Genomic DNA, 26,883 nt, shown 5'->3' on the forward strand with positions numbered 1-26,883 from the left:
ATGAGCCGGCCGTACCTTCCGTCCCTGGTCCTGCGCGATTACCTGCACACCGTGGCGACCCTCCACCCGCAACTGCGCGAGCTGCTCGACTTCGGCCGCCCCGGCGCCGACGAGGCCCTCGCGGAACTGGCCGGCACGGTCAGCGAGTTCGACACCGACTCCACCGGCCGGGGCGATTCCTACCGCCGGGCGCAGCGGGACACGCTCGTCCGCTGGACCGGCATGCGGCGGCTGCTGGACCTCGCCACCCCGGACGCCGCCGCCCCGGTCACGCTCATCCTCGACGTGCTCGGCGGCGACGGCACAGTGGCCCGCGCCGCGAGCAGCCAGTCCGCCTGCTTCGAGTCCAAACTGGCGTTCATCACCGGCGACCTGTCCGGCCACATGGTCGACAAGGCACTGGCCCACGGCCTGCCCGCCGTCCGCCAGGCCGCGCACTTCCTGTTCCTGCGCGACGCCGGCGTGGACGCGGTGCTGCTGGCGTACGGCACGCACCACATCCCGGCGGCCCGGCGGCCGCAGGCGGTGGCGGAGGCGGCCCGGGTGGTCCGCCCCGGCGGCCGGATCGTGCTGCACGACTTCGACGAGTCCAGCCCGATGGCCGGGTTCTTCGGCGAGGTGGTGCACCCGCACGCCGCCGGCGGCCACGACTACCGGCACTTCAGCCGCGCCGAGCTGACCGGCCTGTTCACCGCGGCCGGGCTGCCGGTACGCGTCGTCGACCTGTACGACCCGCTGATCGTGCGTGCCGACAGCGCCGAGTCCGCCTCCGCGGGCATGCGCGACTACGTCGGCGACATGTACGGCGTGCGCGACTACTTCGCGACGCTCACCGACGACGAGGTATGGGGGCTGCTGACCCGCCACTTCGACCACACCGGCTACCTGGCCGGGATCGGCCGCGACGACGTGCCGGCCCGTCCGCTGGTCTACCGGGCCGACGGGCAGTTCGTGGCCGAGGTGCCCCGGATGGCGATCGTCGCGGTCGCGACGAGGACGCAGGTAGCGCCGTGACCGGCCCGCGCTATCTGACCGACCTGGTGCACCGGCCCGCCGGCGCCGGCGGCGACCGGCCCGCGATCGTCGGCCCGGACGGCGAGCTGAGCTACACCGCGTTGTGGGAGCGGGTCGGCGCGACGGCCGAGCTGCTGCGCCGCGCCCGCGTGCAGCCGGGTGACCTGGTGGGCCTGTACCTGCACCGGTCCGCCGACTACGTGACAGCGTTGCTGGCGACGCTCGCGGTGGGCGCGGTGGCGGTCCCGATCGACCCCGAGCTGCCCTCCGGCCGGGCCGAGCAGATGCTCGCGGCGGCCGCGCCCCGGCTCGTCCTGTACGCCGACCGTCCGCCCGCCGTCGCCGCGCCCGCGTCCACCGGGTGGCGGGACGTGCGTACCGCGCGGGCCGGGTCGCCGGCCGACCTGACCGATCGCACCGGCTGGCTGCCGCCGGGTGAGCACGCCGCGCTCGTGTTGTTCACCTCCGGCTCCACCGGCCGGCCGAAGGGTGTCGTGCTGCACCACGCCGGGCTGGTCAACCGGCTGGCCTGGGGCCACGACCGGTTCGGCTTCACCGCCGACGACCGGGTGCTGCACAAGGCGTCGATCGGGTTCGACGCGTCGGTGCACGAGATCCTCTCGCCGCTGATCGCGGGCGGCGCCGTGGTCGTCGCCGGGCCGGGCCTGCAGTTCGACAGTCTCGGGCTGGTCCGGCTGATCCAGCGGGAGGCGGTCACCACCGCGCACTTCGTACCGACCATGTTGCGGCACGTGCTCGACGAGCCGGAGTTCGCCGGCTGCGTCACGCTGCGGCGGGTGCTGTGCGGCGGCGAGGCGCTGGACATGCGGCTGGTCCGGCGGCTGCGCGAGCTGCTGCCGTGCGGGCTGTTCAACGGGTACGGCCCGAGCGAGACCTCGATCAACGTGTCCTACTGGGACTGCGCCGAGCCGTACGCGGGCAGCATCGCCCCGATCGGCCGGATCATCGACGGCGTCACCGCCCACGTGCTCGACGACGACCTGCGCCCGGTGCCCGAGGGCGGGACCGGCGAGCTGTGGATCGGCGGGGTCGCGGTCGGGCTGGGCTACCTGCGCGACGCCGAGCGGACGGCGGAGCGCTTCCGACCCGACCCGGCGCGGCCGGGCGCGCGGCTCTACCGCACCGGTGACCTGGTGCGGATCGCGCCGCAGGGCTTCCTGGAGTTCCGCGGCCGGGCCGACGACCAGGTCAAGATCCGGGGGGTCCGGGTGGAGCCGGGTGAGGTGGCAGCCGTGCTGCGCGAGCATCCGGCCGTGCACGACGCGGTGGTGGTGACAGTCCCCGACGCCGAGGACGGCCCACGCCTGGTCGGCTACGTGGTGCCGCAGCCCCGGCAGGCCCCGGCGGCCGGCGGGTTGCCGCGGTTCCCGCTTCCGAACGGCATGGCGGTCACGGCGGCGTCGCCGGACGAGGCGGTCTTCCTCTACCGGCAGATCTTCGACCAGGCCGAGTACGCCCGTTTCGGCGTCCGCGTCGGCGACGGCGCCGTGGTCCTCGACGTCGGCGCCAACATCGGGCTGTTCTCGCTCTGGGCGTCCCGGCAGGCGCGCGACGTGCGGCTCGTGGCGGTCGAACCGAACCCGGACACGCTGCCGTACCTGCGCGCCAACCTCGGCCTCTACGCCGGGTCCGCGTCGGTCGTCGAGGCCGCCGTGACCGACGCGGCGGGCACCGCCGAGCTGACCTCGTTCCCCGAGCTGAGCTACCTGTCCGGCCTCGGCGCCGACCGGGCCGGCGCCGCCTCCGACCTGGTCCGGTCGCACTACCGCCACGGCGGCGGCGACGCCGACGAGACCGAACAGGCAGCGCTCCTGGCGGACGCCCGCCGCCGCCTCGCCCCGGTGGCGCACGTGGTGCCGACTGTGACGCTGTCGGACCTGCTGGACCGCTTCGGGCTGGACCGCGTCGACCTGCTGAAGATCAACACCGAGGGTGCCGAGCTGAGCGTGCTGCGCGGGCTGCGCCCCGAGCACTGGCCCCGCATCCGCCAGGTCTGCCTGGAGGTCGAGCGCAGCAGCGTGACCACGCCGCGGGTGCGCGAGCTGCTGTGCGCTGCCGGGTTCGAGGTGCACGACATCGGCGACTGGAACGTCGGCGCGGACGCCGACGTCAGCTACGTCTACGCCGTACGGCCGCAGGACCCGCCGCCCGCGGCGACGCCCCGGGACGAGCCCGCCGACCACCTGCTGACCACCGGGCTGCTCCAGGGCTACCTGGCCTCGGCGCTGCCGCCCGCGATGCGCCCGGACCAGATCGTCCTGGTCGACCGGCTGCCCCGCCTGCCCAACGGCAAGGTCGCGCGGCTGGAGCTGCCACCGCCACCGCCCCGGCCCACCGGGCCTGCTGCGGAACCCGGCGGCGGCGCCCTCACCGACCGGTTGCGCGAGGCGTGGCGGGCCACGCTCGGCGTCGACGCGGTGCACGACGACGACACGTTCGTCGCGCTCGGCGGGCACTCGCTGACCGCGCTGCGGATGGCGCTGCGGGTACGGGAGATGGCCGGGCTGGAGGTGTCCCCGGCGAGCTGTCTGCGCGCCGGGTCGTTCGCCGACTGGGTCGACCGGGTCACGGAGGCGGGACGCGATGTCAGCCCGGTCCGCTGACGCGCGGCACGTCGTCGTGGTGGGCGCCGGCCGGCTGGCCCGCTCGCTGTGCCACGCCCTGGCCGCGACGCCCACCCCGGCGCCGCTGCGCGTGACGGTCCTGGCCCGCGACCCGGACGCGGCCCACGCGCTCGCCCGCGCCGCGCGGGTGCGCGCCACAGTCGCCGGAACCCCCGTCGCCGTCACCGCCCGGCCGTTCACCGCCGAACCCGGCACCGACCCGGGGGAGGGGTACGCCGCCGACGCCGCCTCGATGGCCCGGCTCCGGCCCGACGTGCTGGTCTGCGCCGCGTCCGCGCAGTCGCCGTACGAGCGGGCGGCGGCGCCGTCGGCCTGGACGGACCTGATCGCCGCGGCCGGCTTCGGGGTGACGCTGGCGTTGCAGGCCGAACTGGTGTCCCGGCTGGCCGCCGCGCTGGCCGGCGGCGCGCCCGGCGCCACGCTCGTCAACGGCGCGTTCCCGGACGCGGTCAATCCGCTGCTCGCCGCACGGGACCTGCCGGTGCGCTGCGGCATCGGCAACGTGGCGACGCTCGCCGCGTGCCTGGACGCCGCGCTCGGCCGTCCCGGCCAGCGCCGCCTGGCGGTGCTCGGCCACCACGCCCACCTCGCCGCGCCCGGCCCGGACGACGAGGACACCGCCGAGGTACGCGCCTGGCTGGACGGCCGGCCCGTCCCGGACGTCACCGGGCTGCTCGCCGGGTACCGCGCGCTTCCCCGGCCGGAGCTGAACGCGCTCGCCGGGCACGCCGGGGCCGCCCTGGTGGTTGCGCTCGCCGCCGGTGACGAGGTGACGGCGAGCCTGCCCGGCCCGCTGGGACTGCCGGGCGGCTATCCGGTCCGGCTCACCGGCGGCCGGACCGAGCTGCGGCTGCCGGCCGAGCTGCCGGTGGCGCAGGCGGTCGCCTGGAACACCGCCGCCGGGCGCCGCGACGGCGTCGAGGTCGGCGGCGGCCACGTCCGCTACCCGGAGCGCGCCCGGGCCGCGCTGGCGGCGTACCGGCCCGACCTGGCCGGCGGCTGGCACGCGAGCGAGCTGCCCGAGATCGCCTGCCGGTTCACCGCCCTGCGTGACCATCTGCGAACGGTGCCGCCGGCGCCGGCCCGGAGTGTGTTGGAGGAAGCCCGATGACCGTGACCACCCCGGCCACCCGCAACATGATCACCGACTACTACGACGTCATCGCGTCGGCGGTGCGCCGGTGCGGCGCGGTCCCCGGCGACGCGCCCGGCACGCCCGGCTTCGCGCCCGGCTTCGACCTGCCCGAGCTGACCCTCGCGGTACGCGAGTTCTACGCCGCCGCCACGGTCAACTGGTCCCCGCTGGGCCACTACGGCGGGCACGACCTGACGATGCTCGACCTGACCGCCAACCCGGGCACCCGGACCACGAAGACGTTCGCCTCGATGGTGATCGTCGCCCGCGCGGTGGAGCACATCCGGCGTACCGGCGAGCGGCTGTGCATCGTCACCCCGACCTCCGGCAACAAGGGCGTCGCGCTGCGCGACTCGGTGGCGCGCGCGTACGCGGCCGGGCTGGTGACCCCGGAGCAGCTGTCCATCGTGGTGCTGGCGCCGGCGGCGACCCGGCACAAGTTCCGCCACGACGCGCTCGCCGCCGATCCCGCGACCCGTGCGGTCAACCCGCTGCTGCGGTACACCGGCGCGGATCCGGAGGGCGTGAAGGCGCTCGGCCGCGCGTTCGTCGACGAGTACGCGGCCACCGCGTACGACAAGCACGGCGTCACCCTCTGGTACACCCTCGACCTGCGCAACTACCTGGTCGCCGACGCCGCCCGGGCCGCCTTCGAGGCCGACGTGTCGCCGGCCACCGGTTCCCGCTGGCACGCGCACGCAGTGTCCAGCGCGTTCGGCCTGCTCGGCTACAACCTGGGCCGCGACGTGCTGGAGGCGACCGGCGACGCCGACCCGGCCGACCGGCCCGGTTTCCTGCTCGTGCAGCATCTCGGCACGCCGGACATGGTGCTCAACCTGCGCCACGGCTCGTTCGAGCGGGACCACTGCCCGGCGTACACACTCGACGAGAACCGGGGCGTCTGGACGCAGGACGCCGACCTGCGCTTCCCGGCCGTCACCGACGACCCGGCCGAGGTGCTCGACCCGACGTTCTACACCCACCGCCCGGTGACCTCCCCGGCCATGAACGCGCTCGTGCGGCGGCACGGCGGCGACGGCATCGTGGTGTCGCGGCGCGAGTGCGTCCGGCGCTACCCGGTCGCCCGGCAGTGGCTCGCCGACGCCGGCCTGACGCTGCCCGAGGACCCGGCCCGGCTGCGGGAGTGGTCGATCCTGATGGCGCTGACCGGCGTCTGCAACGCCGTCGACCGGGGCCTGGTGCCGGCCGGGCACGAGATCGTGGTGCACGGCACCGGCAGCTACTGCGACGACTTCCGGATCGCCGAGCCCGACGCCGAGGTGTCCACGCTCGCCGACGTGGTCGCCGCCGTCCTGGACCAGCGGTGAGCCCGTCCCCGCAGCCGCTCGGCCCGCCGCCGCGGCTCGCCGCCCGGGCGCAGGCCGCGGGCGTCGACCCGGCCGCCGTCGTCCTCACCGCCACGGCCCTGGTGGTACGCCGGTACACCGGATCCCCTGTGGTGACGCTGCGGCACGGCGACGACCCGGTGACGCTCGACCTGACCGCCGACGCGCCGATCCGGGAGTTGTGCCGCTCGCTGTGCCCGGCGCCGCCGGACCAACCGGTCGACGCCACCGTCGAGGTGAGCGCCGACCTGGCCGGCGTCACCGTGTCCGGGCTGCCCGCCGCGTACGCCGACGACCTCCGCGCCGACCTGGCCGAGTTCCTGTCCACGCTGGACCCGGACGCCTCGTCGGCGGGGGTGCTGCCGTCGGCTCGGTACGAGCGGCGTCCGGCGCCGGACCTCTGGCGGCTGCACGGCGGTGACGGCACCGAGGCCGATCGGGTACGCGGCGACACCATCCCGGCCGCGTTCGCCGCGGCGGTGCGGGCGTACCCGGAACGGCCGGCGGTGCTCGCCGACGACGCGACTGTGACCTACCGGGAACTCGGCGCGGCAGTCGCCGCGACCGCCGAAGCGCTGGCCGGGCCGGGTGACGTCACGGCGCCGGTGGCGGTGCTGTGCCGCCACGGCGTCGCCACGATCACCGGCATCCTGGCGGCGCTGGCGTCGGGGTCGCCGTACGTGCCGCTGGACCCGGCGTACCCGGCGGCCCGCCTGGCCGCGATGCTGCGCGACGCAGGCGTCCGGGCGATCGTCGCGGACCCCGGCCACGAAGGGCGGGCCGCCGCGCTCGCGGCCGACGCCGGGCTGGAGCTGCCTGTCGTGTCGTTGCGCCGGGGCGAACCCGGCGTGCCGGTGCCGTCCGGGCCCGCGCGCCCGGACGACCCGGCGTACGTGCTCTACACCTCCGGGTCCACCGGGAAGCCGAAGGGCGTGGTGCAGAGCCACCGCAACGTGCTGTTCGGCGTCCGCAACCACGTGCGCAACTTCGCCGTCCGGCCGGACGACCGCACGAGCGTGCTCACCTCGTTCGGCTACGACATGGCCGTCACCGACACGTTCAGCGCGCTGCTGTCCGGCGCCGCCGCCGTCCCGGTCGACGTCCGCACGCACGGCCTCGGCCACCTCACCGGCGCGCTCGCCGACCGGGGCGTCACCGTCTACCACTCCACCCCGACCGTCTTCCGGTACGTGGTGGCGAGCCTCGGAGAGCACGGGCGGCTGCCGTCGGTCCGCGCGGTCGTCCTCGGCGGCGAGGAGGTCACCCGGCACGACGTGACGCTGGCCCGGCGGTCGTTCGCGCCGGGCGTGGTGTTCGTCAACGGGTACGGCACCACCGAGATCAGCTTCGCCGCGCAGCACCACCTGCCGCCGGACGCCGACCCGGGGCGCGCAGTCGTGCCGATCGGGCATCCGTTGCCGGGCGTCGAGGTGGTGCTGACCGACCCGGCCGGACGCCCGGCCTGCCTCACCGGCGAGGTGGTCGTGCGCACCCCGCACGTCGCGCTCGGATATCTGGGCCTGCCGGAGCTGACCGCGGCCCGGTTCACCGAGCAGGACGGGGTGCGCGCGTACCGGACCGGTGACATCGCGCGGCGGCTGCCCGACGGCATGCTCGTCTACCTGGGCCGCGGCGACCGGATGGTGAAGATCCGCGGCTACCGGGTGGAGCTGGGCGAGATCGAGGCCTGCCTGGCGGCGCTGCCGAGGGTGGCCCACGCGGCGGTGGTGGCGCGGCGGGGCGCGTCCGGCGCGGGCGAGCAGGAGATCGTCGCGTACGTGGTCGGCGCCGCCGGGACGGTCGTCGAGCCGGGAGCGCTGCGGGAACGGCTGGCCGCTGTGCTGCCGGACTTCATGGTGCCCCGGGCGGTGGTGGCGGTGCCGGAGTTGCCGATCGGCCCGACCGGCAAGCTCGACCAGGCCGCCCTGCCCGACCCGGACGCCGGCCGCCCGGACGTCGGAGGGCCGCACGCGGGGCAGCCGGCCGCCGGACGCCCGGCCGCCGGGGGACCGCCGGCCGGGCCGGTCGAGCAGACCATCGCCGCAGGCTGGTGCGCGGTGCTCGGACTGCCCGCAGTGGACCGCCTGGTGAACTTCTTCGAGGCGGGCGGGCACTCGCTCCAGCTCGCCCTGGTGCAGGGGTACCTGGAGGAACACCTCGGCCGCCGGGTGCCGCTGGCCCGGCTGGTGGAGTTCCCGACGGTGGCGGCGCTGGCCGCGTACCTGGAGAGGGCCGGGGACGCCGCGGGCGTACCGGAGGACGGCCGGCTGACCGCGGTCGGACGCCGGATGGCCCGCCGCGCCGCCGCGCGGGCCGCCGGCGGGGAGGGACGGGCGTGAGCGAGGACGACCGGATCGCGGTGGTGGGCCTGTCCTGCCGGGTACCCGGCGCGGACGACGCGCCGGCGCTGTGGCGCAACCTGCTGTCCGGGGTGGACTCGGTGCGCCGGACCCCGGCCGGCGAGGGCGTGCCGGGCGGACCGGACTGGGTACCGGCGTTCGGCCGGCTCGACGACCTGGAGGGTTTCGACGCGGACCTGTTCGGCTGTCCCGCCGCGGCGGCGGCGCTGCTCGACCCGCAGCACCGGCTGTTCCTGGAGGTCGCCTGGCACGCCCTGGAGGACGCCGGGATCGACCCGGACCGCGACCCGGCCCAGATCGGCGTGTTCGCCGGATGCGCACCCAACCGCTACCTGCACCACCACCTGCTGGGCAACCCCGCGCTGGCACCGGCGGCGGGCACGCTCGCCGAGGACTGGGACGACGCGCTGACCGGGTCCGGCTGCGACTACCTGCCGACGCGCACCGCGTTCGCGCTGGGGCTGTCCGGCCCGGCCGTGGCGGTCCAGACCGCCTGCTCGACCTCGCTCGTCGCGGTGTGCCAGGCCGGGCAGAGCCTGCTGGACTACCGCTGCGACGTGGCGATAGCGGGCGGCGCGGCGGTGGTGTCCACCCGGCAGGCCGGGTACCGGCTGCGGCCGGGCGGGCTGCTGGCCGCCGACGGGGTGTGCCGCCCGTACGACGCCGCCGCCACCGGGCAGGTGTTCGGCAACGGCGCCGGGGCGGTGGTGCTGAAGCGGCTCGCCGACGCCCGCGCCGACGGCGACCACGTGTACGCCGTGCTCGCCGGGTGGGCGGTGAACAACGACGGCGCCGACCGGCCCGGATTCACAGTGCCGGGCGTGTCCGGCCAGGCGGCGGTGATGGCGGAGGCGCTGGCGTCGGTCGGCTGGGACGCGGCCGACGTGGGCTACCTGGAGGGCCACGGCACCGGCACGCCGGTGGGCGACGCGATCGAGGTGGACGCGCTGGCCCGGGTACGCCGGAGCGCCCGCGCCCCGCTGCTGCTCGGCTCGGTGAAGGGCAACCTCGGCAACCTGGACGCCGCGGCGGGCGTGATCTCCCTGATCAAGGCCGTGTACGCGGTCCGCACCGGGCAGGTGCCGGGTACCGCGCACTTCACCGCCGCGCACGACGACATCGACCTGGCCGCCGCGGGCGCCGAGGTGGACGCGCAGACCCGGCCGTGGGCCGGGGAGCGGCGCGCAGGTGTCAGCTCGTTCGGTCTCGGCGGCACCAACGCGCACGTACTCGTCGAACCCGCGCCCGCGACGGACGAGCCGGACGCCGGGGCACCCGGCCCGGTGGTGCTGGGGCTGTCCGCAGGCAGCCCGGCGGCGCTGCGGGAACTGGCCCGTCGGCTGGCCGTCCGGCTGGCCGACGGCGACCTGGCGGTGGCCGACGTGGCGCACACGCTCGCGGTGGGACGGCGGCGGCTGGCGTACCGGGACGCGGTCGCCTGCGCCGACGCCGGGGAGGCGGTGGCCGGGCTGACCGCGCTCGCGGCCGGCGACCCGGTCGACGGCGACGAAGCAGTCCGCGCCTGGCGTGCCGGTGCCGACCTGCCCGTGCCGCCGGGGCGGCGGGTGCCGCTGCCCGGCTACCCGTTCCGGCGGACCCGGCACTGGATCGAGGCACGACGATGACCGGCCGCGACGATCAGCGCGACCAGCAGGTCGGCCCCGAGCTGCCCTACCCGCAGGTGTGCCTGCCCGACCTGGTCGCCGCGCACGCCCGGCGGCGTCCCGGCGCGCCGGCCGTGGTGCAGGGTGACCTGACGCTCAGCTACGCCGACCTGGCCGGCCGGGCCGCCGCGCTCGCCGCGTCGCTGCGGGACCACGGCATCGGCGCGGACGACCTCGTCGGCGTCTGCGTGGACCGCCGCCTGGACCTGGTGGTCGCGCTGCTCGGCGTGCAGGCCGCCGGCGCCGGGTACGTCCCGCTCGACCCGGCGCTGCCGCCCGGACGGTTGCGGGAGCTGGCCGCCGAGGCCCGGCTGCGCGTCGTCGTGGGTACGCCCGCCGCCGAGACGTTCACCGGCCGCACCGTGCTGGACGTCCCCGCCGCCACCGCGCCCTGGCAGCCGACCCCGGCGACGCTCGCCACCACGGCGTACGCGATGTTCACGTCCGGGTCGACCGGGCAGCCCAAGGGCGCGGTGATCGAGCACCGGGCGCTGACCGAGAAGGTCACCTCGATCGCCGAGTTCTCCGGGTTCGGCACGGCGACCCGGTGCCTGGCGTTCGCCTCGATCGGGTTCGACGCGTCGGTGGTCGACATGCTCGCCCCGCTCGCCGCCGGGGGCACAGTCGTGCTCGCCGGTGACGCCGAGCGGGCCGACCCGACCCGGCTCTACCGGATCTGCGCCGATCAGGCAGTCGACGTGGTGGTGCTGCCGCCGCCGATCCTGCCGCTGCTGGACCCGGACCGGCTTCCCGGCGTACGGCTGGTCATCACCGGCGGCGAGGCCACCGGCCCGGAACAGGTCGGCCGCTGGACCGCGGGTGGGCGCCGCTTCATCAGCGTGTACGGCCCGACCGAGGCGACGGTGCTGGTGACCTGGTTCGAGGGCAGCGGCGACTGGACGCGGCCCATCCCGATCGGCCGGCCCGCCGCCAACCACCGCATCCACCTGGTCGACGACGAGCTGCGCGAGGTCGGCCCGGGGGAGATCGGCGAGGTGCTCGCCGGTGGTCCCGGGCTCGGCCGCGGATACCTGTTCGACGCCGCCCGTACTGCGGAACGGTTCCTCCCGGACCCGTTCTCCGGCCGGCCGGGGGAGCGGCTCTACCGTACCGGTGACCTGGCCCGGTGGCTGCCGGACGGGAGCCTGGAGTTCCTCGGCCGGGCCGACCGGCAGGTCAAGATCCGCGGGCAGCGGATCGAACTGGGCGAGGTCGAGGCCGTGTTGCGCCTCCACCCGGACGTCGACCTGGCCAGCGTCCAGGTCCGCGCCGGCGCCGGCGGTCAGGAACTCGTCGCGTACGTGGCGACCGGCCTCGACACTGCCGAGCTGCGCGACTACTGCGCCCGGCTGCTGCCGCCCGCCGCCGTACCGGCCCGGATGCACACGATGCCCGCGCTGCCCATCACCATCAACGGCAAGATCGACACCGAGCGGCTGGCCGAGCTCGACGTCGCCGAACCGGCTTCCGTGCCGTCCGGCGAGCCGCCCGCCACCGACACCGAACGCCTCGTCGCGCAGGCGTGGGCGGCGCTGCTGGACGTGTCCACTGTCGGCCGCGACGACGACTTCTTCCACCAGGGCGGGCACTCGATCACCGCGATGCGGCTGGTCGCCGACCTGCGCGAGCGGCTGGGCCGCGACCTCGCCATCGAGGACGTGCTGGTGGGGCGGACGCCACGCGGCATCGCCGCCCGCGCCGACGCCGCCGCCGGAACCGGCCCGGCCGACGCCGCCGCCGTCCGGGGACGGCCACCGGCGCTGTCCCCGGCGCAGCAGCGGCTGTGGTTCCTCGACCGCTACTTCCCGGCCGCCGCGTCCGCGTACAACGTCGCGTTCGCCGAACGGATCACCGGCCCGCTCGACGTGGCGGCGCTCGCCACGGCGCTCACCGCCGTCGCGGACCGTCAGCAGATCCTGCGCTGGCGCATCCCGGAGCGCGACGGCGTGCCGTACGCGGTCGCCGACCCGTCCACACCGGTGCCGCTGCCGGTACGTGACCTCGCCCCGGGCACGGACCTCGCCGGCCACCTCGCGGCGAGCGCCGCCACGCCGTTCGCGCTGGCGACCGACACGCTGTGGCGGGCCGAACTGATCCGCACCGGCGACGACGAGCACGTGCTGGCCGTCTACGCCCACCACGCCGTGTTCGACGGCTGGTCCCAGTCGCTGTTCTACGCCGACCTGGCCGCCGCCTACCGGGCCGCGCTCGGGGACGGGCCGCCGCTGCCGCCGCTGCCCGCCACGTACGGCGACTACGTGGCCTGGCGCGCCCACCGTGCCCGGCGCCGCGCCGCCGCCGACCTGGAATGGTGGCTGGACCACCTGACCGGGGCGCCAGTGGTGCTGCGACTCCCCGGGGGACGGGACCGGCCGGCCGAACAGACGTACACCAGCGCGACGGTGCGTACCCGGCTGGACCGGGCCGCCACCGCCGCGCTCACCGACCTCGCCGCCGGGCTCGGTGCGACCCCCGCCGCCGCCGTGCTCGCCGCGTTCGCGCTGGTGCTGGCCCGGCGCACCGGCCTACCTGACCTGGTGGTCGGCACCCCCACTGTGGACCGGCGCGCCGCCGACTTCGAGGCGATGGTCGGCTTCTTCATCGAGATCGCGCCGCTGCGGCTGCGGCAGACGCCCGGGGCCGGGTTCGCCGCGCACGTCCGCGCCGCCTGGGAGGAACTGCTCGCCGCGCTCGCCCACCCGGAGGCACCTGTCGAACGCATCGTCGGCGGCCTCGGGCTGGGCGGCCTGCTCGACCGCAGCCCACTGGTGCAGGTGCTGTTCAACATGTACACGTTCGACGAGCCCCGGCTGGACCTGGCCGGGCCGGCCGCCGAGCCGGTGCCGGTGCCCGCGCCCGGCTCACCGTTCGACCTCACGCTCTACGGCGTCACCCGGGACGGGCGGCTGCGCGTGGAGATCGTCTTCAACCCGGACGTCTACGGCGAGACGCTGATCACCGACGTGCTCGCCGACGTCGAGCGGTTGCTGCGGGCCGGCGCCGCCGACCCGGAGCGGCCGGTGGCCGAGCTGCCCGCCTGGACCGCCGTCCCGGCCGGAACGGCCGACGACGTGCCCCGGGCCGCCCGGGTGAACCGGACCGGAGGCCGCGCCGGGGTGCCCGCCGCCCGCCCGGCCACCGCCACCGAGCGGCGAATCGCCGCGGTCTGGTGCGACGTGCTCGGCGTACCGGAGGTGGCCGCGACTGACAGCTTCTTCGACGTCGGCGGCGGCTCGCTCGCGGTCGCGGTCGTGCAACGGCAGCTCAACCGGCTGCTCGGCACGAACCTGCGGGTCGTGGACCTGTTCCACCACCCGACCGTCCGCGCGCTCGCCGCGCACCTGGACAGCCTCGGTGCGGCGTCGTCCGGCGAGGACGCCGAGGACGCCGAGGACGAGGCGGTGGAACGCGCGGCACGCCGGGGCGCGCTGCGCCGCCAGCGGGTCCAGCGCCGCCCGGTGGCGGAGGAGGAGCCGCGGTGACGTACCTGGTCCCCCTCGGCGACACCGGCTGGTCGGTGTGGCGGGACGTGCTGCTGCGCAGCGCCGGGTTCCCCGCCGACGGACTGGACCGGTTCGCCGCGCCGGACTGCGCCGACGCCGCCGACCGGCACCTGAACGGCGAGCTGGACGAGACGGCGTTCACGGCCGCGTACGCCACCGCCGTCCGGGCGTCGTCGGCGGCGCTGTGCGGGATCGCCGCCGACCCGCTGTTCCGCGAGGCCGTCGCCTGGCAGAACCCGGAGGTGCTGGTGGCGCTGGACGGGCTGCTCCGCGACGGACCGGACGCACCCCGCAACGTCCGCCGCCGGGGCCGGGAGAACGTCGTCGCCGGGTACTGGCAGCGCTACGTCGCCAAGTGCGAGACCATCGGCTTCTTCGGGCCGGTGTGCTGGGGCGCCGTGGCACCGGGTGCGCCCGGTGTCACCGCCGTGCCCGGCCCCGGGCTGCTCCGTCACCGCGCCGTCCACCTCGAACACTGGGCGCTCGCCGCGTACGCGGACCGGCTGGCCGCTGACCCGCAGGTCCGGCAGTGGCTGGCACCGGTCCGGGCGCCGCACGTCCACCTGGAGGGCCGGGTCGTGCACCGGCCCGCCCAGCGCCCGGAACCGGTGTCGCTGAGCGAGTCGATCGCGCTGTGCCGGTGCGACGGCACCCGCCCGGCCCGGGACGTCGTCGACGACCTGGTGCGCGACGGGCAGACCGGCGTACGCCGCGCCGAGGAGGGGTTCCTGCTGCTCGCGCAGCTCGTCGAGCGAGGGCTGCTGCGCTGGGACTTCGACCTGCCGCAGGGCTTCGCCGCGCAGGACCACCTGCGGGAGCGGATCGCGGCGATCGGTGACCGGGAGTGCCGCACGCGGGCGCTGGACGGGCTGGACCGGCTGGCCGCCGCCCGCACCCGGGTCGCCGACGCCGCCGGTGACCCGTCCGCGCTCACCGGCGCGCTGTCCGCGCTGGACGCCGAGTTCACCGCGCTCACCGGGCTGCCGCCGCGCCGCCGGGCCGGGCAGAACTACGCCGGGCGGGCGCTGTGCCACGAGGAGACCGCACGCGACGTGGACCTCACGGTCGGCGGCGGCCTGCTCGACTCCCTGGCCCCGGCGCTGGACCTGCCGCTGCGCGCGGCACGCTGGCTCACCGCCGAACTGGCCACCGCGTACGGCGACGCGCTGCGCGACCTGTACGACGACCTCAGCGGCGACGGACCGGTCCGGCTCGGCGACCTGTGGTTCGTCGCGCAGGGGCCGCTGTTCGGGCCCGGCGACCGGCCGGTGGACCGGGTCGCGGCCGAGTTCGCCGCTCGCTGGGAACGGGTGCTCGGGCTGGCCGGACTGCCCGAGGGAACGGCCCGGGTGGAGTTCGCCGCGGTCGAGCTGGCGCCCCTGGTGGCCGACCGGTTCCCGGCGACCCGCCCCGGCTGGAGCGCCGGCCGGGTGCACAGCCCCGACCTGCAACTGTTCGCCGAGTCACCCGAGGCGCTGGCCGCCGGCGAGTTCGGGGCGGTGCTCGGCGAGCTGCACGCCGCGTACGCCACGTTCAACGCCGAGCTGTTCACCCACTGCCACCCCGACGTGGACCGGCTGCGGCGCGCGTACGCGGCCGACCTGGGCCCGGGACGGTTGCGCCCGCTCTACCCGGTCGACTTCCCCCGCGTGGGCGGACGGTTGTCCGCTTCCCTGCACGGGCCGGACGACCACCGGCTCGCGTTCGCCGACGCGCCCGGCGCGCCGCGCGACCGGCTCGTGCCGGCGAACGCGGCGATCGTGTCCGAGGTGGACGGCGTGCTGGCGGCGACCGGCCCGGACGGCACGCGCTGGCCGCTGGTCGAGGTGTTCTCCGACCTGATCGCGGTGCACGCCGGTGACGCGTTCAAGCTGATGACCGACCGCCCGCACAGCCCCCGGGTGACAGTCGACCGGCTGGTGCTGGCCCGGGAGACCTGGCGCACCACTGTCGGGGCGACCGGCCTGGCCGACGCCGTCGACCAGGCGCGGCGCTACCTCGCGGTACGCCGCTGGCGGGCCACGCTGGGCCTGCCGGAACGGGTCTTCGTCCGGGTGGCCACCGAACTGAAGCCCACCTACGTGGACCTGACCAGCCCGCTCTACGCCAATCGGCTCTGCCTGCTGCTGCGCGCCGCCCGGCGGGCCGGCGGCGACGACGTGGCGGTGACCGTGTCGGAGCTGCTGCCCGCGCTCGGGCAGGCGTGGCTGCCCGACGCCGCGGGCCGCCGCTACGTCAGCGAACTGCGCCTGCACATCAGCGATTCGGCCGAGCCGGAGGTCATGGCGTGAACGAGACAGTGGAGCCGATCGCGATCGTCGGGCTCAGCCTGCGCGTGCCGGGGGCGGCGTCGGCGGAGGAGTTCTGGCGCAACCTGGTCGTCGGCGCCGAGTCGCTCACCCGGTTCACCCGCGCGGAGCTGCTGGCCCGGGGCGTCCCGGCGGAGCAGCTCGACGACCCGGCGTACGTGCCGGTGGCCGCCGTGCTCGACGGCGTGGACCGGTTCGACGCGGAGCTGTTCGGAATGAGCCCCCGCGACGCGGAGCTGACCGACCCGCAGCAGCGGCTGTTCCTGGAACACGCGCACGCCGCGCTCACCGACGCGGGCTGCGACCCGGCCCGCTACGACGGCGAGATCGGCGTGTACGCGGGCGGCAACGCCGACCTGTACCAATGGCTGAACGTCCGGCGGAACCCGCGGGCGCTCGCGGACGCCGGTGAGCTGCGCGTGTCGCTCGGCAACAAGCCGGACTACCTGGCCAGCACCGTCGCATTCCGGCTCGGCCTGCGCGGCCCGGCGATGACGGTGCAGACCGCCTGCTCGTCGTCGCTCGTCGCGGTGCACCTGGCCGCCGAGGCGCTGCGCAGCGGCGAGTGCGACACGGCGCTCGCCGGCGGCGTGTGCGTGGAACTGCCGCACGGCGTCGGGTACGTCGCCGACGAGGGCTACACCTCCGCCGACGGGCACTGCCGCCCGTTCGACGCGGACGCCGACGGCACCGTCTACGGCAGCGGCGTCGGCGTGGTCGTGCTCAAGCGGCTCTCCGACGCGCTCGCCGACGGCGACGACATCAGGGCGCTGGTCATCGGCAACGCGGTGAACAACGACGGCTCGGCCAAGGCGAGCTTCACCGCGCCGAGCGTCACCGGTCAGGTGGAGGTGGTCACGCAGGCGCTCGCGGTGGCCGGCGTCGCCCCGCGTTCGGTCGGGTACGTCGAGGCGCACGGCACCGGCACCGTCCTCGGCGACTCGATCGAGCTGGCGGCGCTGAGCACGGCGTACGGGCGGCGCACCGCCGAGCGGGGCTGGTGCGGCGTCGGCTCCACGAAGGCCAACATCGGTCACCTCAGCGCGGCCGGCGGCGTGATCGGCCTGATCAAGACCGTGCTGTCGATGCGGCACCGGCTCATCCCGCCCACAGTCAACCACGACCGGCCGCACCCGGACATCGACATCGAGGCGAGCCCGTTCTACGTGGTGTCCACGCTGACCAAGTGGGAGCCCGAGGACCAGCGACCGCTGCGGGCCGGCGTCAGCTCGCTCGGCCTCGGCGGCACCAACGCGCACCTGGTGCTCCAGGAGGCGCCGCCGCGCGTACCCCCGGAGCCGGATCACGGCGGCGGCGAACTGCTCCAGGTGTCCGCCGCGACCCCCGACGCGCTGGCCGCTGCCTGTGCCCGGCTGGCCGAGCGGCTCACCGGCGCGCCCGATGTGGAGCTGCGCGACGTGGCGTACACGTTGCGGGAGGGCCGGCCGGCGTACCGGCACCGGGCCGCCGTCGTCGCCGTGGACCGGGGCCGGGCGGCAGCGGCGCTCACCGACCCGAAACGCCGCGCCACCGGGGACGCCGCCGCGCCGCCCCGGGTGGGCCTGCTCGTGCCCGGCCAGGGCGCGCAGCACCCCGGCATGGGCGCGCACCTGGCCGTTACCGAGCCGGTGTTCGCCGCCGCCGTGGACGAGTGCGCCGCGATCCTCGGCTGGGACGCGAACGAGATGATCTTCGACGCCGGACCCGGTGCGGACGAACGGCTGGCCGGACCGGCGGTGGCGCAGCCCGCGCTGTTCGCCGTCGAGTACGCGCTGGCGACGTTGTGGCGGCACTGGGGCGTCACGCCCACCGCGATGATCGGCCACTCCGTCGGCGAACTGGTCGCCGCGACCGTCGCCGGGGTGTTCGACCTGCCGGACGCGCTGCGGCTCGCCGCCGCCCGGGGCCGCCTCGTGCAGGCCGCGCCGGAGGGCCGGATGCTCGCCGTGCAGCGCGGCGCCGACGAGATCGCGGCGCTGCTGCCCGACGGTGTCGCGGTGGCGATCAGCAACGGCCCGCACACCTGCGTGGTGGGCGGCACGCCGGAACCGGTCGCCGCCGCCGAGGTCCTCCTGCGCGAACGCGGCATCGGCTGCACGCCGCTGCGGTCGCCGTACGCGATGCACGTGCCGCTGCTGGCGGCGGTGCGCGACGAGTTCGCGGCGCTCGTGGCGGCGGTGCCGCGCCGGGCGCCGGACCTGCCGGTGTTCTCGGCCGCGACCGCCGCGCCGTTCACCGACGAGCAGATCACCGACCCGGCGTACTGGGCCGACCAGCTCTGCCGGCCGGTGCGGTTCGGCGCCACAGTGGCCGCGCTCGCCGCGACCGGCGCCGCCGACGACTGGCTGCTGCTGGAGTGCGGTCCCGGCCGGCAGCTCGCCGGTCTGGCCCGGCTCAGCCTGCCGGCGGGGGCCCGGGCGCCGCTGCGCACGCTGCCCGCGCCGGGGGAGCGGCTGACCGACAGGCAGACCGCGTACGAGGCTGCCGGTCGCCTGTGGTCGGCCGGGGTGCCGGTGCGGCTGCCCGCCTCCGGCACGCCGCGCCGGGTGCCGCTGCCCGGCTACCCGTACGAGCGCGCCCGGTACTGGATCGACCCGGAACCGGTGGCCGCGCCCGCCGCACCGGCCATCGACGAGCGGTACGACGACGGCGTGGCCGAGGTGCCGGTCTGGCGCCAACTGCCCGACCTCGCGCCCGTCGAGGCGCCCGGCCCGCTGCTGCTGTTCGCCGCCGGGGAGCGCGGCACGGCGCTCGCGGACCGGCTGCGCGAGCGCGGCGTGGACGTCACAGTGGTACGTCCCGGACCGGCCTTCGCGGTCCGCCCGGACGGCTACCGGCTGCGCCCGGCCAGCGTCGCCGACCACCAGCGCCTGCTCGACGAGTGCGCCGACGACGGCCGGGCCGCCCGGATCGTGCACGCGTGGGCGCTCGACGGCGACCCGGCCGGCCCGGACGCCGACGCCGTGGCGGCGGCCCAGGAACACGGGTACCTCGCGCTGCTGACCCTGCTGGAGGCGCTGCCGGCCGTTGACGTGACGCTGGACGTGGTGACCGCCGGGACGGCCGACGTGACCGGCTCCGACCTGCTGCGCCCGGAACACGCCACAGTCGCCGGGGTGGTGCGCTCGGTGCCGCTGGAACGTCAGGGACTGCGCTGCCACTGGGTGGACGCCGACCCGGCCGAGCCGGGCGCGGACGCGCTGGCGGACGAGCTGCTCGGCGCCGAGCGGGCCGAGGCGGTCGCGCTGCGGCTGGGCGGGCGCCGCTGGACGCGCGGGTTCGCGGCGGCACCGGCGCGCCGCCGTACCGGGCCGGCAGTGCGCGACGGCGGGCGCTACCTGATCACCGGTGGACTGGGCCGGATTGGCGGGGCGTTCGCCGCCGAACTGGCCCGCCGGGGCGCGCGGCTGGTGCTGGTCGGCCGGACCGCCCGGCCGGACCTGGTCGAGGCGCTGGAACGGGCCGGGGCGCAGGTCCGCCACGTGCGCGCCGACGTGACAGACGTGGACGCGCTGCGGGCGGTACGCGCCGACATCGAGGACGACCTCGGCGGACTCGACGGCATCGTGCACGCCGCGCGGCTGCCCGACACCGGGCTGTCCACCGGGTCGCGGCCGGCCGAGGCGACAGCCGAACTGCTGCCGAAGGTCACCGGCGCGCTGGCGCTGCGCGCGGTCTTCGGCGATATGCCGCTCGACTTCGTGCTGCTCAGCTCCTCGGTGACCGCGCTTGCCGGTGGCCTGGGCCGCGCCGACGACACGGCCGCCAACGCGTTCCTCGACGCGTACGCGCGCAGCCCGCACGGCTGGCGGTCGCCGGTGCTGTCGGTGGCCTGGGGCGCGTGGCGGGAGGAGGGCGTACCCGACCACGACGGGCTGGCCCCGGACGCGGCGGTGCGCGCGGCGTGCCGGGTCCTCGCCGAGGGACGGACCGGCTCGGTGGCGATCGGCGCCTACACGGTGGAGGCGGTCGCCGGGCACGAGCGGCGGCTCGCCGCGACCACGGCGGCCACCGCCTCGACGGTGACCGCCGCCGACGGCGACCTGCAGGACACCGTCGCCCGGATCTGGCGTGACGTGCTGGGCGTGACCGAGGTCGGCCCGCACGACGACTTCTTCCGGCTCGGCGGCACCTCGCTCGTGGCCGCCCAGCTGGTGCTGCGCATCCGGCAGGCGGTGGGTGCCCGGCTGTCCATGCGGGTGCTGTTCGACGCGCCCACCGTCGCGGCGATGGCCGCCCGGATCGAGTCGCTGCGCGCCGCCCCACCGGCCGAGGCGCCCATCCCGCGCCTGCGCCGGCCGGGACGGCCGGGATGACCGAGTCACGCCACGACGTCACGCCTGTGGACGACGTCTACACCGTTCCCGCCTCGTACGCCCAGGAGCGGGTCTGGTTCACCGCCCAGCTCAGCCCCGGGCAACCGCTGTTCACGATGACCGACGCGGTCACCCTGCCGGCGGGTGCCGGGCCGGAGCAGGCGCTCGCGGCGCTGCGGACGGTCACCGACCGGCACGAGGCCATGCGCACCACGCTGCGCCTGCACGACGGACGGCTCTACCAGGACATCCACCCCACGGTCCCGGTGGAGTTGCCGGTCACCGACCTGTCCGCGCTGCCCGGGCCGGAGCGGGACGCCGCCCGCGCCCGGATCGTCGCCGAGTACGCCCGCCTCGACCTGCCGATGGACGCGGCCCCGCTGTGGCGGGCCCGGCTGCTGCGGCTCGACCCGGACACCTGGTGGCTGCTGTTCGCCGGGCACCACGTCATCCTCGACGGCACGTCCCTGCTGCACCTGCGCGCCGAGCTGACCGAGCTGTGCGCCGCCGCCGTCGCGGGCCGCGCGCCGGACCTGCCCGAACTGCCGATCCAGTACGCCGACTACGCGGCCTGGGAACGCGACCGCCTCGACGGGCCCCGGTGGGACGAGCTGCGCGACCACTGGCGGGAGGCGCTGACCGGCCTGCCCGCCGTGCACGCGCTGACCACCGACCGGCCGCGCCCGGCGACGCTCACGTTCGACGGCGCCGACGTCCGCCGGACGCTGCCCGGGCCCGTGACGGCGGCGCTGCCGGAGCTGTCCCAGCAGGCCGCCGCGACCCCGTTCATGGTGCAGCTGGCCGCCTACGTGGCGCTGCTGCACCGGCTGTCCGGAAGCGACGACGTGGTGGTCGGCATGCCGGTGGCCGGCCGGGACCGGGCCGAGCTGGAACCGCTGCTCGGCATGTTCATGAACATGCTGGTGCTGCGCGTCGACGTGTCGGGCGATCCACCGTTCCTGACGCTCGTGCGCCGGGTCCGCCGGGTCGTGCTCGACGCCTGGGACCACCAGGACATGCCGTTCCAGAAGCTCGTCGAGGAGCTGGCGGTACGACGCGACCCGGGCGTACCGCCGCTCTACCAGCTCACGTTCCACCACCTGCCTACCGGCCGGGGTGAGGCGTTCGGCGGCGCCATGGACGACCTGTCGCTGGAGATCGCCGGGGACGAGCTGCGGCTGGAGTACCGCACCGCGCTGTTCGAGCGCGCCGCGATGGAGGCGTTCGCGGACCGCTACCTGCTGCTGTTCGCCGCGGCCGTGGCCGCGCCCCGGACCCGGGTCAGCGCGCTGCCGGTCATGCCGGACGCCGAGCACGCCGCGGTCGTGACCGGCTGGAACGCCACCGCCGCCCCGGTGCGCCGGACCACGCTGGCGGAGCTGTTCGACGCCCAGGCCCGCCGCACGCCGGACGCGGTCGCGCTGGTCGACGGCGACAACCGGATGACGTACGCGCAACTGTCCGACGCCGCCGAGCAGGTGGCGTCGCGGCTGGTCGCGCACGGCGTGGGACCGGAGTCGGTGGTCGCGATCCACGAGCCCCGCTCCCGCCGCCTGATCGCCGGGCTGCTCGGCATCCACCGGGCCGGTGCGGCGTACCTGCCGCTGGACCCGGACCACCCGCCGCAGCGGCTGGCCTTCATGCTCGCCGACGCCGGCGCCGGGGTGCTGCTGGCCGACGAGCTGCCCGACGGGCTGACCGTCCCGGGCACAGTGCTGCCGCTGACCGCGCCGGACCGGCCGCGCACCGCCGGGGGCACTGCCGCCGGACCGGGGAACGCGGCGTACGTGATCTACACGTCGGGCTCCGCCGGGCGGCCGAAGGGCGTGGTCAACGAGCACGCCGCGATCGTCAACCGGCTCGACTGGATGCAGGACGCCTTCGGGCTCGGACCGGACGACGCGGTACTGCACAAGACGCCGATCGGGTTCGACGTGTCGGTGTGGGAGGTGTTCTGGCCGCTGCTCGTGGGCGCGCGGCTGGTGCTGGCCGCGCCGGGCGGGCACCGCGACCCGGCGTACCTGCGGGAGCTGATCGAACGGGAGCGGATCACCACGGTCCACTTCGTGCCGTCGATGCTCGACGCGTTCCTGTCCGCCGCCGGCCCGGCCGACCCGGCCCGCTGCGGGTCGCTGCGGCGGATCGTGTGCAGCGGCGAGGAACTGCCCGCCGACCTGGCCCGCCGCGCCGTGACCGCGATCCCGTCCGCGGCGCTGCACAACCTGTACGGACCCACCGAGGCGGCGATCGACGTCACCGCCTGGGCGGCCACGCCCGACGCGCTGACCGGCGTGACCCGGGTGCCGATCGGCGGGCCGATCCGCAACGTCCGCACCTACGTGCTCGACGAGGCGATGCGCCCGGTCCCGGCCGGCGTGGCCGGGCAGCTGCACCTCGGCGGCGTGCAGGTGGCCCGCGGCTACCTGAACCGCCCCGGACTCACCGCCGCCTCGTTCGTCCCCGACCCGTTCGGCGAGCCCGGCGGCCGGCTGTACGCCACCGGCGACCTGGCCCGCTGGCGTACCGACGGGACGCTGGAGTTCCTCGGCCGCATCGACGACCAGGTGAAACTGCGGGGCCTGCGGATCGAGCTGGGGGAGATCGCCGCGGTGCTGCGCGAACAGCCGGGCGTCGGCTCCGCCGCCATCGTCGTCCGCGGCGCCACGCCCGCCGAGCAGCGTCTCGTGGCGTACCTGACGGGGGAGGCCCCGGACCCGGCGGAGCTGCGGGCGGCGCTGAAGCGGCGGTTGCCCGAGTACATGGTGCCGTCGGCGTTCGTCACGCTCGACGCGCTGCCGCTGTCCGCGAACGGCAAACTCGACACCGCCGCGCTGCCCGCACCCTCGTCCGGCGTCGCCCCCGCGCAGCGCCGTCCCCCGGTGACCCCGGTCGAGCAGACCGTCGCCGCCACCTGGCGCGACGTACTGGGCGTGCCCGAGGTCGGCCTGGACGACGACTTCTTCGAGCTGGGCGGTCACTCGCTGCTGGCGATCCGGATGCTGGCGCTGCTGCGCGAGGCGTACGGGCAGGTCGACGTCGGCGTGATGGACGTGTTCGCGCACCCGACGGTGCAGGGGCTGGCCGCGCTGATCGACGCCCCGGCGGACCAGGAACGGCAGCGTCCGCTGCTGTACGAGCTGACCCGGCCGGTCCCGGCGGCCCAGCGGGTGCGCTCGTACGTGTGCGTGCCGTACGGCGGCGGGCTCGCCAGCATCTACCAGCCGCTCGCGGACGCGCTGCCGGCCGGGCACACGTTGTTCTCCGTGGCGATCCCCGGCCACGACGTCGGCGTCCGCGACACCGAGCTGCCCTTCGACGAGCTGGTCGAGCGGTGCGTGACCGAGATCCAGGAGCGGGTGGACGGCCCGCTGGTCCTGTACGGCCACTGCGTCGGCGGCGCGCTGCTGACCGGCATCGCCCGGCGGCTGCACGAGCGGGGACGCCCGATCGAGGCGATCTACGCCGGTGGCGTGTTCCCGACCGCCCGGCCGGACAACATGCTCGGCCGGCTCGTCGACTGGGCCGACTCCCGGGGCGCGGACCGGCGGTACGAGACGTTCCTGCGCTCGATCGGCGCGGAACTGGCCGACCTGGACCAGGCGCAGGTCGACCGGTTCGTGCACCACGTACGCCGGGAGGCCGCCGAGGCGCAGGAGCGGTTCACCGAGTGGCTGGACGGCGAGCCGGTCCGGGTGCCCGCACCGGTGATCTCCGTCGTCGGCACCCACGACGTGCTCACCGAGTACTACGAGGAGCGGTACCGCGAGTGGAGCTTCCTCGGCGAGTCCACAGCGCTGGTGGTGCTGGACGAGGCCGGGCACTACTTCGTCAAGCAGCGGGCCGAGGCGCTCGCCGAGGTGCTCACCCGTACCCATCCCCGGCTCGCCGAGCCGTCCGCCGCGCCGCGACAGCTCGCCGGTAACGGATGGGCACTGGCGGCCACCAGCACCGATCCGGTCACCGCCGAGACCGGCGTGCAACCGGGCGTACGCCGGTTCCTGGCCATCACCGCCAGCCAGCTCATCTCGTCGACCGGCTCGGCGCTGACCCAGTGGGCGGTGCCGGTCTGGGTCTACCTGGAGACCGGGTCGATGCTGTGGTTCGGCCTGTCCGGGGTGATCGCCTACCTGCCGGCGCTGCTGGCGCTGCCGGTCGCCGGCGCGGTCGCGGACCGGTTCGACAGGCGCCGCGTGCTGCTGGCCGCGTGCGCGACGGCGGTGACAGCGGAGGCGCTGCTGGCGCTGCTGCTCTGGACCGACCGGCTGGGACTGGCGGCCGTCTACACGCTCGTGTGCGTGCTCGGCGCGGCGTCGGTGTTCCAACGCATCACCTACCTGGCCGCGATCCCGCAGGTGGTGCCGAAGCGCTACCTGGGGCACGCCAACGGCATCGCGCAGCTCGCGGTCGGGCTCAGCTCGCTCGCGGTGCCGCTGCTGGCGGCGGGCCTGCTCGCCGCGATCGGCCTGGCCGGCGTCCTGGTCATCGACATCGTCAGCTACGTGGTGGCGATCGGTGTGCTGGCCGCGGTGCGGTTCCCCGACCTGCTCGGCCGGCGCCGCAAGGAGCCGTTCCTGGCCGAGCTGATCGGCGGGGCGCGGATGACGTGGGCCGAGCCGGGCTTCCGGGCCATGCTGGGCTTCTTCTCGCTCTACAACCTGTGCCTGGCGAGCCTGCTGCTGGTGCCGCCGATGGTGCTCGCGTTCGGCACGATGGGCCAGGTCGGCACCGTGGCGTTCGCCGAGGCGCTCGGCGCCGTCCTCGGTGGACTCGCCATCGCGGTGTGGGGCGGCCCGACCCGGCGCCGGATGCCCGCGCTGATCGCCATCGCGTTCGGCGTGGCGGTCAGCCTGGTGCTCAGCGGCGTCCGCCCGAGCCTGCTGCTGGTGGCGCTCGGCAGCTTCGGCGTGGGGCTGGGCCTGGGTCTGCACAACGGCATCTACCTGTCGATCATCCAGGTGAAGGTGCCGCAGCGGTTCCACGGCCGGGTGCTGGCGATCATCCAGACGCTGACCTGGGCGACGCTGCCGCTGGGCTTCGCCGTGCTGGTGCCGCTGAGCGGGTCGCTGCTGGAACCGATGTTCGCCCCCGGCGGCGCGCTGGCCGGCAGCGTCGGCGCGTTGATCGGAACCGGCCCCGGCCGTGGACTCGGGTTCGCGTTCGTGGTGTCCGGGCTGGCCCTGGCCGTGGTGGCGCTCGGCGCCTACGGCGTACGCCGGTTGCGCCTGTTCGACACCGAGACCCCCGACGCGCCGGCGGACGCCACCGAGTGGCTACCGCACCTGCGCCGGGTCGACGATCTGTAGCCGCAGCTCCGAGGCGTACGCCCGGCCGGCCCCGTCGGTCAGCCAGGCGTCGTCCGGCCCGGGCAGCAGCTCGGTGACTGTGAGCCCGACGCCGTCGCCGCCCTTGGTGTGCGCGCCGCGCAGCAGCGTGCACAGCAGCCGGGTGTAGACGCCGCTGGTCAGGTCCACATAGCTGGGTTTGAGTTCGGTGTCGACCCGCACGAAGATCCGCTCGGGCAGGCCGAGCGCGAGCCGCCAGCGCCGTACCGCGAGGTAGCGTTCCCGCTCGCCCTTGACCGTGTGCAGGCCGGTCTCGCCCACAGTGGTGCGCCAGGTCTCGCGGACCAGCACCAGGTCGTCGACTGTGACGCGCGGCGTGCGCCCGGCGTTGCCGGCCAGCTTCCACGTGTCGAACACCTGGTAGTCGAACAGCGGCGCGAACACCTCCAGCAGCGGCCACCGCCGCCCGTCGTCGGCGTGCGCGGAAAGGGTGCCGTCGTCGTCCGGCCGCACGGTCAGCGCGGTGATCGGCACGAGGCGGTCCGGGTCGGCGCCGGGAGCGTCGACGAACCCGAGCTGGGCGTCGGCGGGCCCGTGCAGCCACTCCGCGATCCGGGCGGTGTGCCGGGGCCAGTTCACCGGCGGCAGCAGCCGGACCCGGCCGCCGGGCAGGTCGGCGCGCATCCCGTCGCGCAGCCGCTGCGGGTCCGGGTGCCCGTACGCGAAGAAGTGCGTGTCGAACGCGGCCAGCGCCACGTGCAGCTCGCCGAGCACGACTGTGAAGTCCCCGCGCAGCAGCGCCGCCTCGTCCGGGGCGCACACGTGCACGTCCGGGCTGTGGATGCGGGCGGCGGCCCAGCCGGGCGCGTCGGCGGGGAACGCGGCGGCGACCCGCTCGGTCAGCGCGGCGGCGTCGAACCGCAGCTCCCGGGCGTCCGCGTCGGCGTCGGCCAGGCCCAGCACCGTCGCCCACCGGTCCAGGAACCCGGCGGTGACGGCGGCGGCGGGCGGATCCGCCCCGAACACCACCGCCTGCGCCAGGAACCACAGGTCGGCCACCGGCACGTCGTCGGTGGCCGACTCCGCCGCCAGGTCGCGGTACAGGGCGGCCAGCGCGTCGGCGTACGCCTGCCCGATCGCCGCGGTCAGCCACCGCGCCGACAGCAGCAGCGGTTCCAGCGGCGCGAGCCGTTCCAGCAGCGCGTCACCGAAGCGGACGTCCAGGTCGCGGACCGTCTCCAGGTGGCACAGCGTGCGCCCGGCGTACACCTCGCCGGGCTGCTGCCGCGCGGCCCGGCCGGTCAGCTCC

11 protein-coding genes (1 of these 11 running past the window's edge) are annotated in these 26,883 nt (G+C 76.1%); 10 read left to right on the forward strand and 1 reads right to left on the reverse strand.

All coding sequences use genetic code 11. The features are described from left to right. From FB455_RS04365 to FB455_RS04410, 10 genes are read left to right on the forward strand one after another with little or no spacing between them, the layout of a single operon-like run. A complete protein-coding gene (locus tag FB455_RS04365; RefSeq protein ID WP_145752314.1) occupies nucleotides 1-1,014 on the forward strand; it encodes a class I SAM-dependent methyltransferase in 1,014 nt (337 codons plus the stop codon). Next, nucleotides 1,011-3,638: an amino acid adenylation domain-containing protein gene (locus FB455_RS04370; RefSeq protein ID WP_145752317.1), complete on the forward strand. Its 2,628-nt coding sequence runs from the start codon at nucleotides 1,011-1,013 to the stop codon at nucleotides 3,636-3,638. Before FB455_RS04365 ends, FB455_RS04370 begins: the two co-directional genes overlap by 4 nt. Further along, nucleotides 3,619-4,770, forward strand: a complete 1,152-nt coding sequence (locus tag FB455_RS04375; protein WP_145752319.1) for a potassium transporter TrkA — start codon at nucleotides 3,619-3,621, stop codon at nucleotides 4,768-4,770. The genes FB455_RS04370 and FB455_RS04375 overlap by 20 nt, the downstream gene beginning before the upstream one ends. Then, nucleotides 4,767-6,122, forward strand: a complete 1,356-nt coding sequence (locus FB455_RS04380) for a DUF6002 family protein (RefSeq protein WP_145752322.1) — start codon at nucleotides 4,767-4,769, stop codon at nucleotides 6,120-6,122. Before FB455_RS04375 ends, FB455_RS04380 begins: the two co-directional genes overlap by 4 nt. Further along, on the forward strand, nucleotides 6,119-8,479 hold the full coding sequence (locus tag FB455_RS04385; protein WP_013285803.1) for a non-ribosomal peptide synthetase: 2,361 nt from the start codon (nucleotides 6,119-6,121) through the stop codon (nucleotides 8,477-8,479). The genes FB455_RS04380 and FB455_RS04385 overlap by 4 nt, the downstream gene beginning before the upstream one ends. Next, on the forward strand, nucleotides 8,476-10,125 hold the full coding sequence (locus tag FB455_RS04390; RefSeq protein WP_013285804.1) for a beta-ketoacyl synthase N-terminal-like domain-containing protein: 1,650 nt from the start codon (nucleotides 8,476-8,478) through the stop codon (nucleotides 10,123-10,125). The genes FB455_RS04385 and FB455_RS04390 overlap by 4 nt, the downstream gene beginning before the upstream one ends. Further along, nucleotides 10,122-13,646: a non-ribosomal peptide synthetase gene (locus FB455_RS04395; RefSeq protein WP_145752323.1), complete on the forward strand. Its 3,525-nt coding sequence runs from the start codon at nucleotides 10,122-10,124 to the stop codon at nucleotides 13,644-13,646. The genes FB455_RS04390 and FB455_RS04395 overlap by 4 nt, the downstream gene beginning before the upstream one ends. Further along, nucleotides 13,643-15,958: a lantibiotic dehydratase gene (locus FB455_RS04400; protein ID WP_013285806.1), complete on the forward strand. Its 2,316-nt coding sequence runs from the start codon at nucleotides 13,643-13,645 to the stop codon at nucleotides 15,956-15,958. Before FB455_RS04395 ends, FB455_RS04400 begins: the two co-directional genes overlap by 4 nt. Then, entirely contained in the window at nucleotides 15,955-20,292 is a 4,338-nt protein-coding gene (locus tag FB455_RS04405; RefSeq protein WP_013285807.1) for a type I polyketide synthase, read from the forward strand. The genes FB455_RS04400 and FB455_RS04405 overlap by 4 nt, the downstream gene beginning before the upstream one ends. Beyond that, a complete protein-coding gene (locus FB455_RS04410) occupies nucleotides 20,289-25,595 on the forward strand; it encodes a non-ribosomal peptide synthetase/MFS transporter (protein ID WP_145752326.1) in 5,307 nt (1,768 codons plus the stop codon). Before FB455_RS04405 ends, FB455_RS04410 begins: the two co-directional genes overlap by 4 nt. On the opposite strand, the gene FB455_RS04415 is transcribed toward FB455_RS04410, so the two are convergent. Beyond that, nucleotides 25,563-26,883, reverse strand: the 3' portion of a protein-coding gene (locus FB455_RS04415; protein WP_486481497.1) for a lantibiotic dehydratase family protein. 902 nt of this gene lie beyond the right edge of the window; the window shows 1,321 of its 2,223 coding nt (coding positions 903-2,223); its start codon lies beyond the right edge, outside the window — the gene reads right to left on this strand; its stop codon occupies nucleotides 25,563-25,565. The two genes, FB455_RS04410 and FB455_RS04415, sit on opposite strands and share 33 nt — an antisense overlap.

It is taken from the genome of Micromonospora sp. CNZ296 (assembly GCF_007827635.1).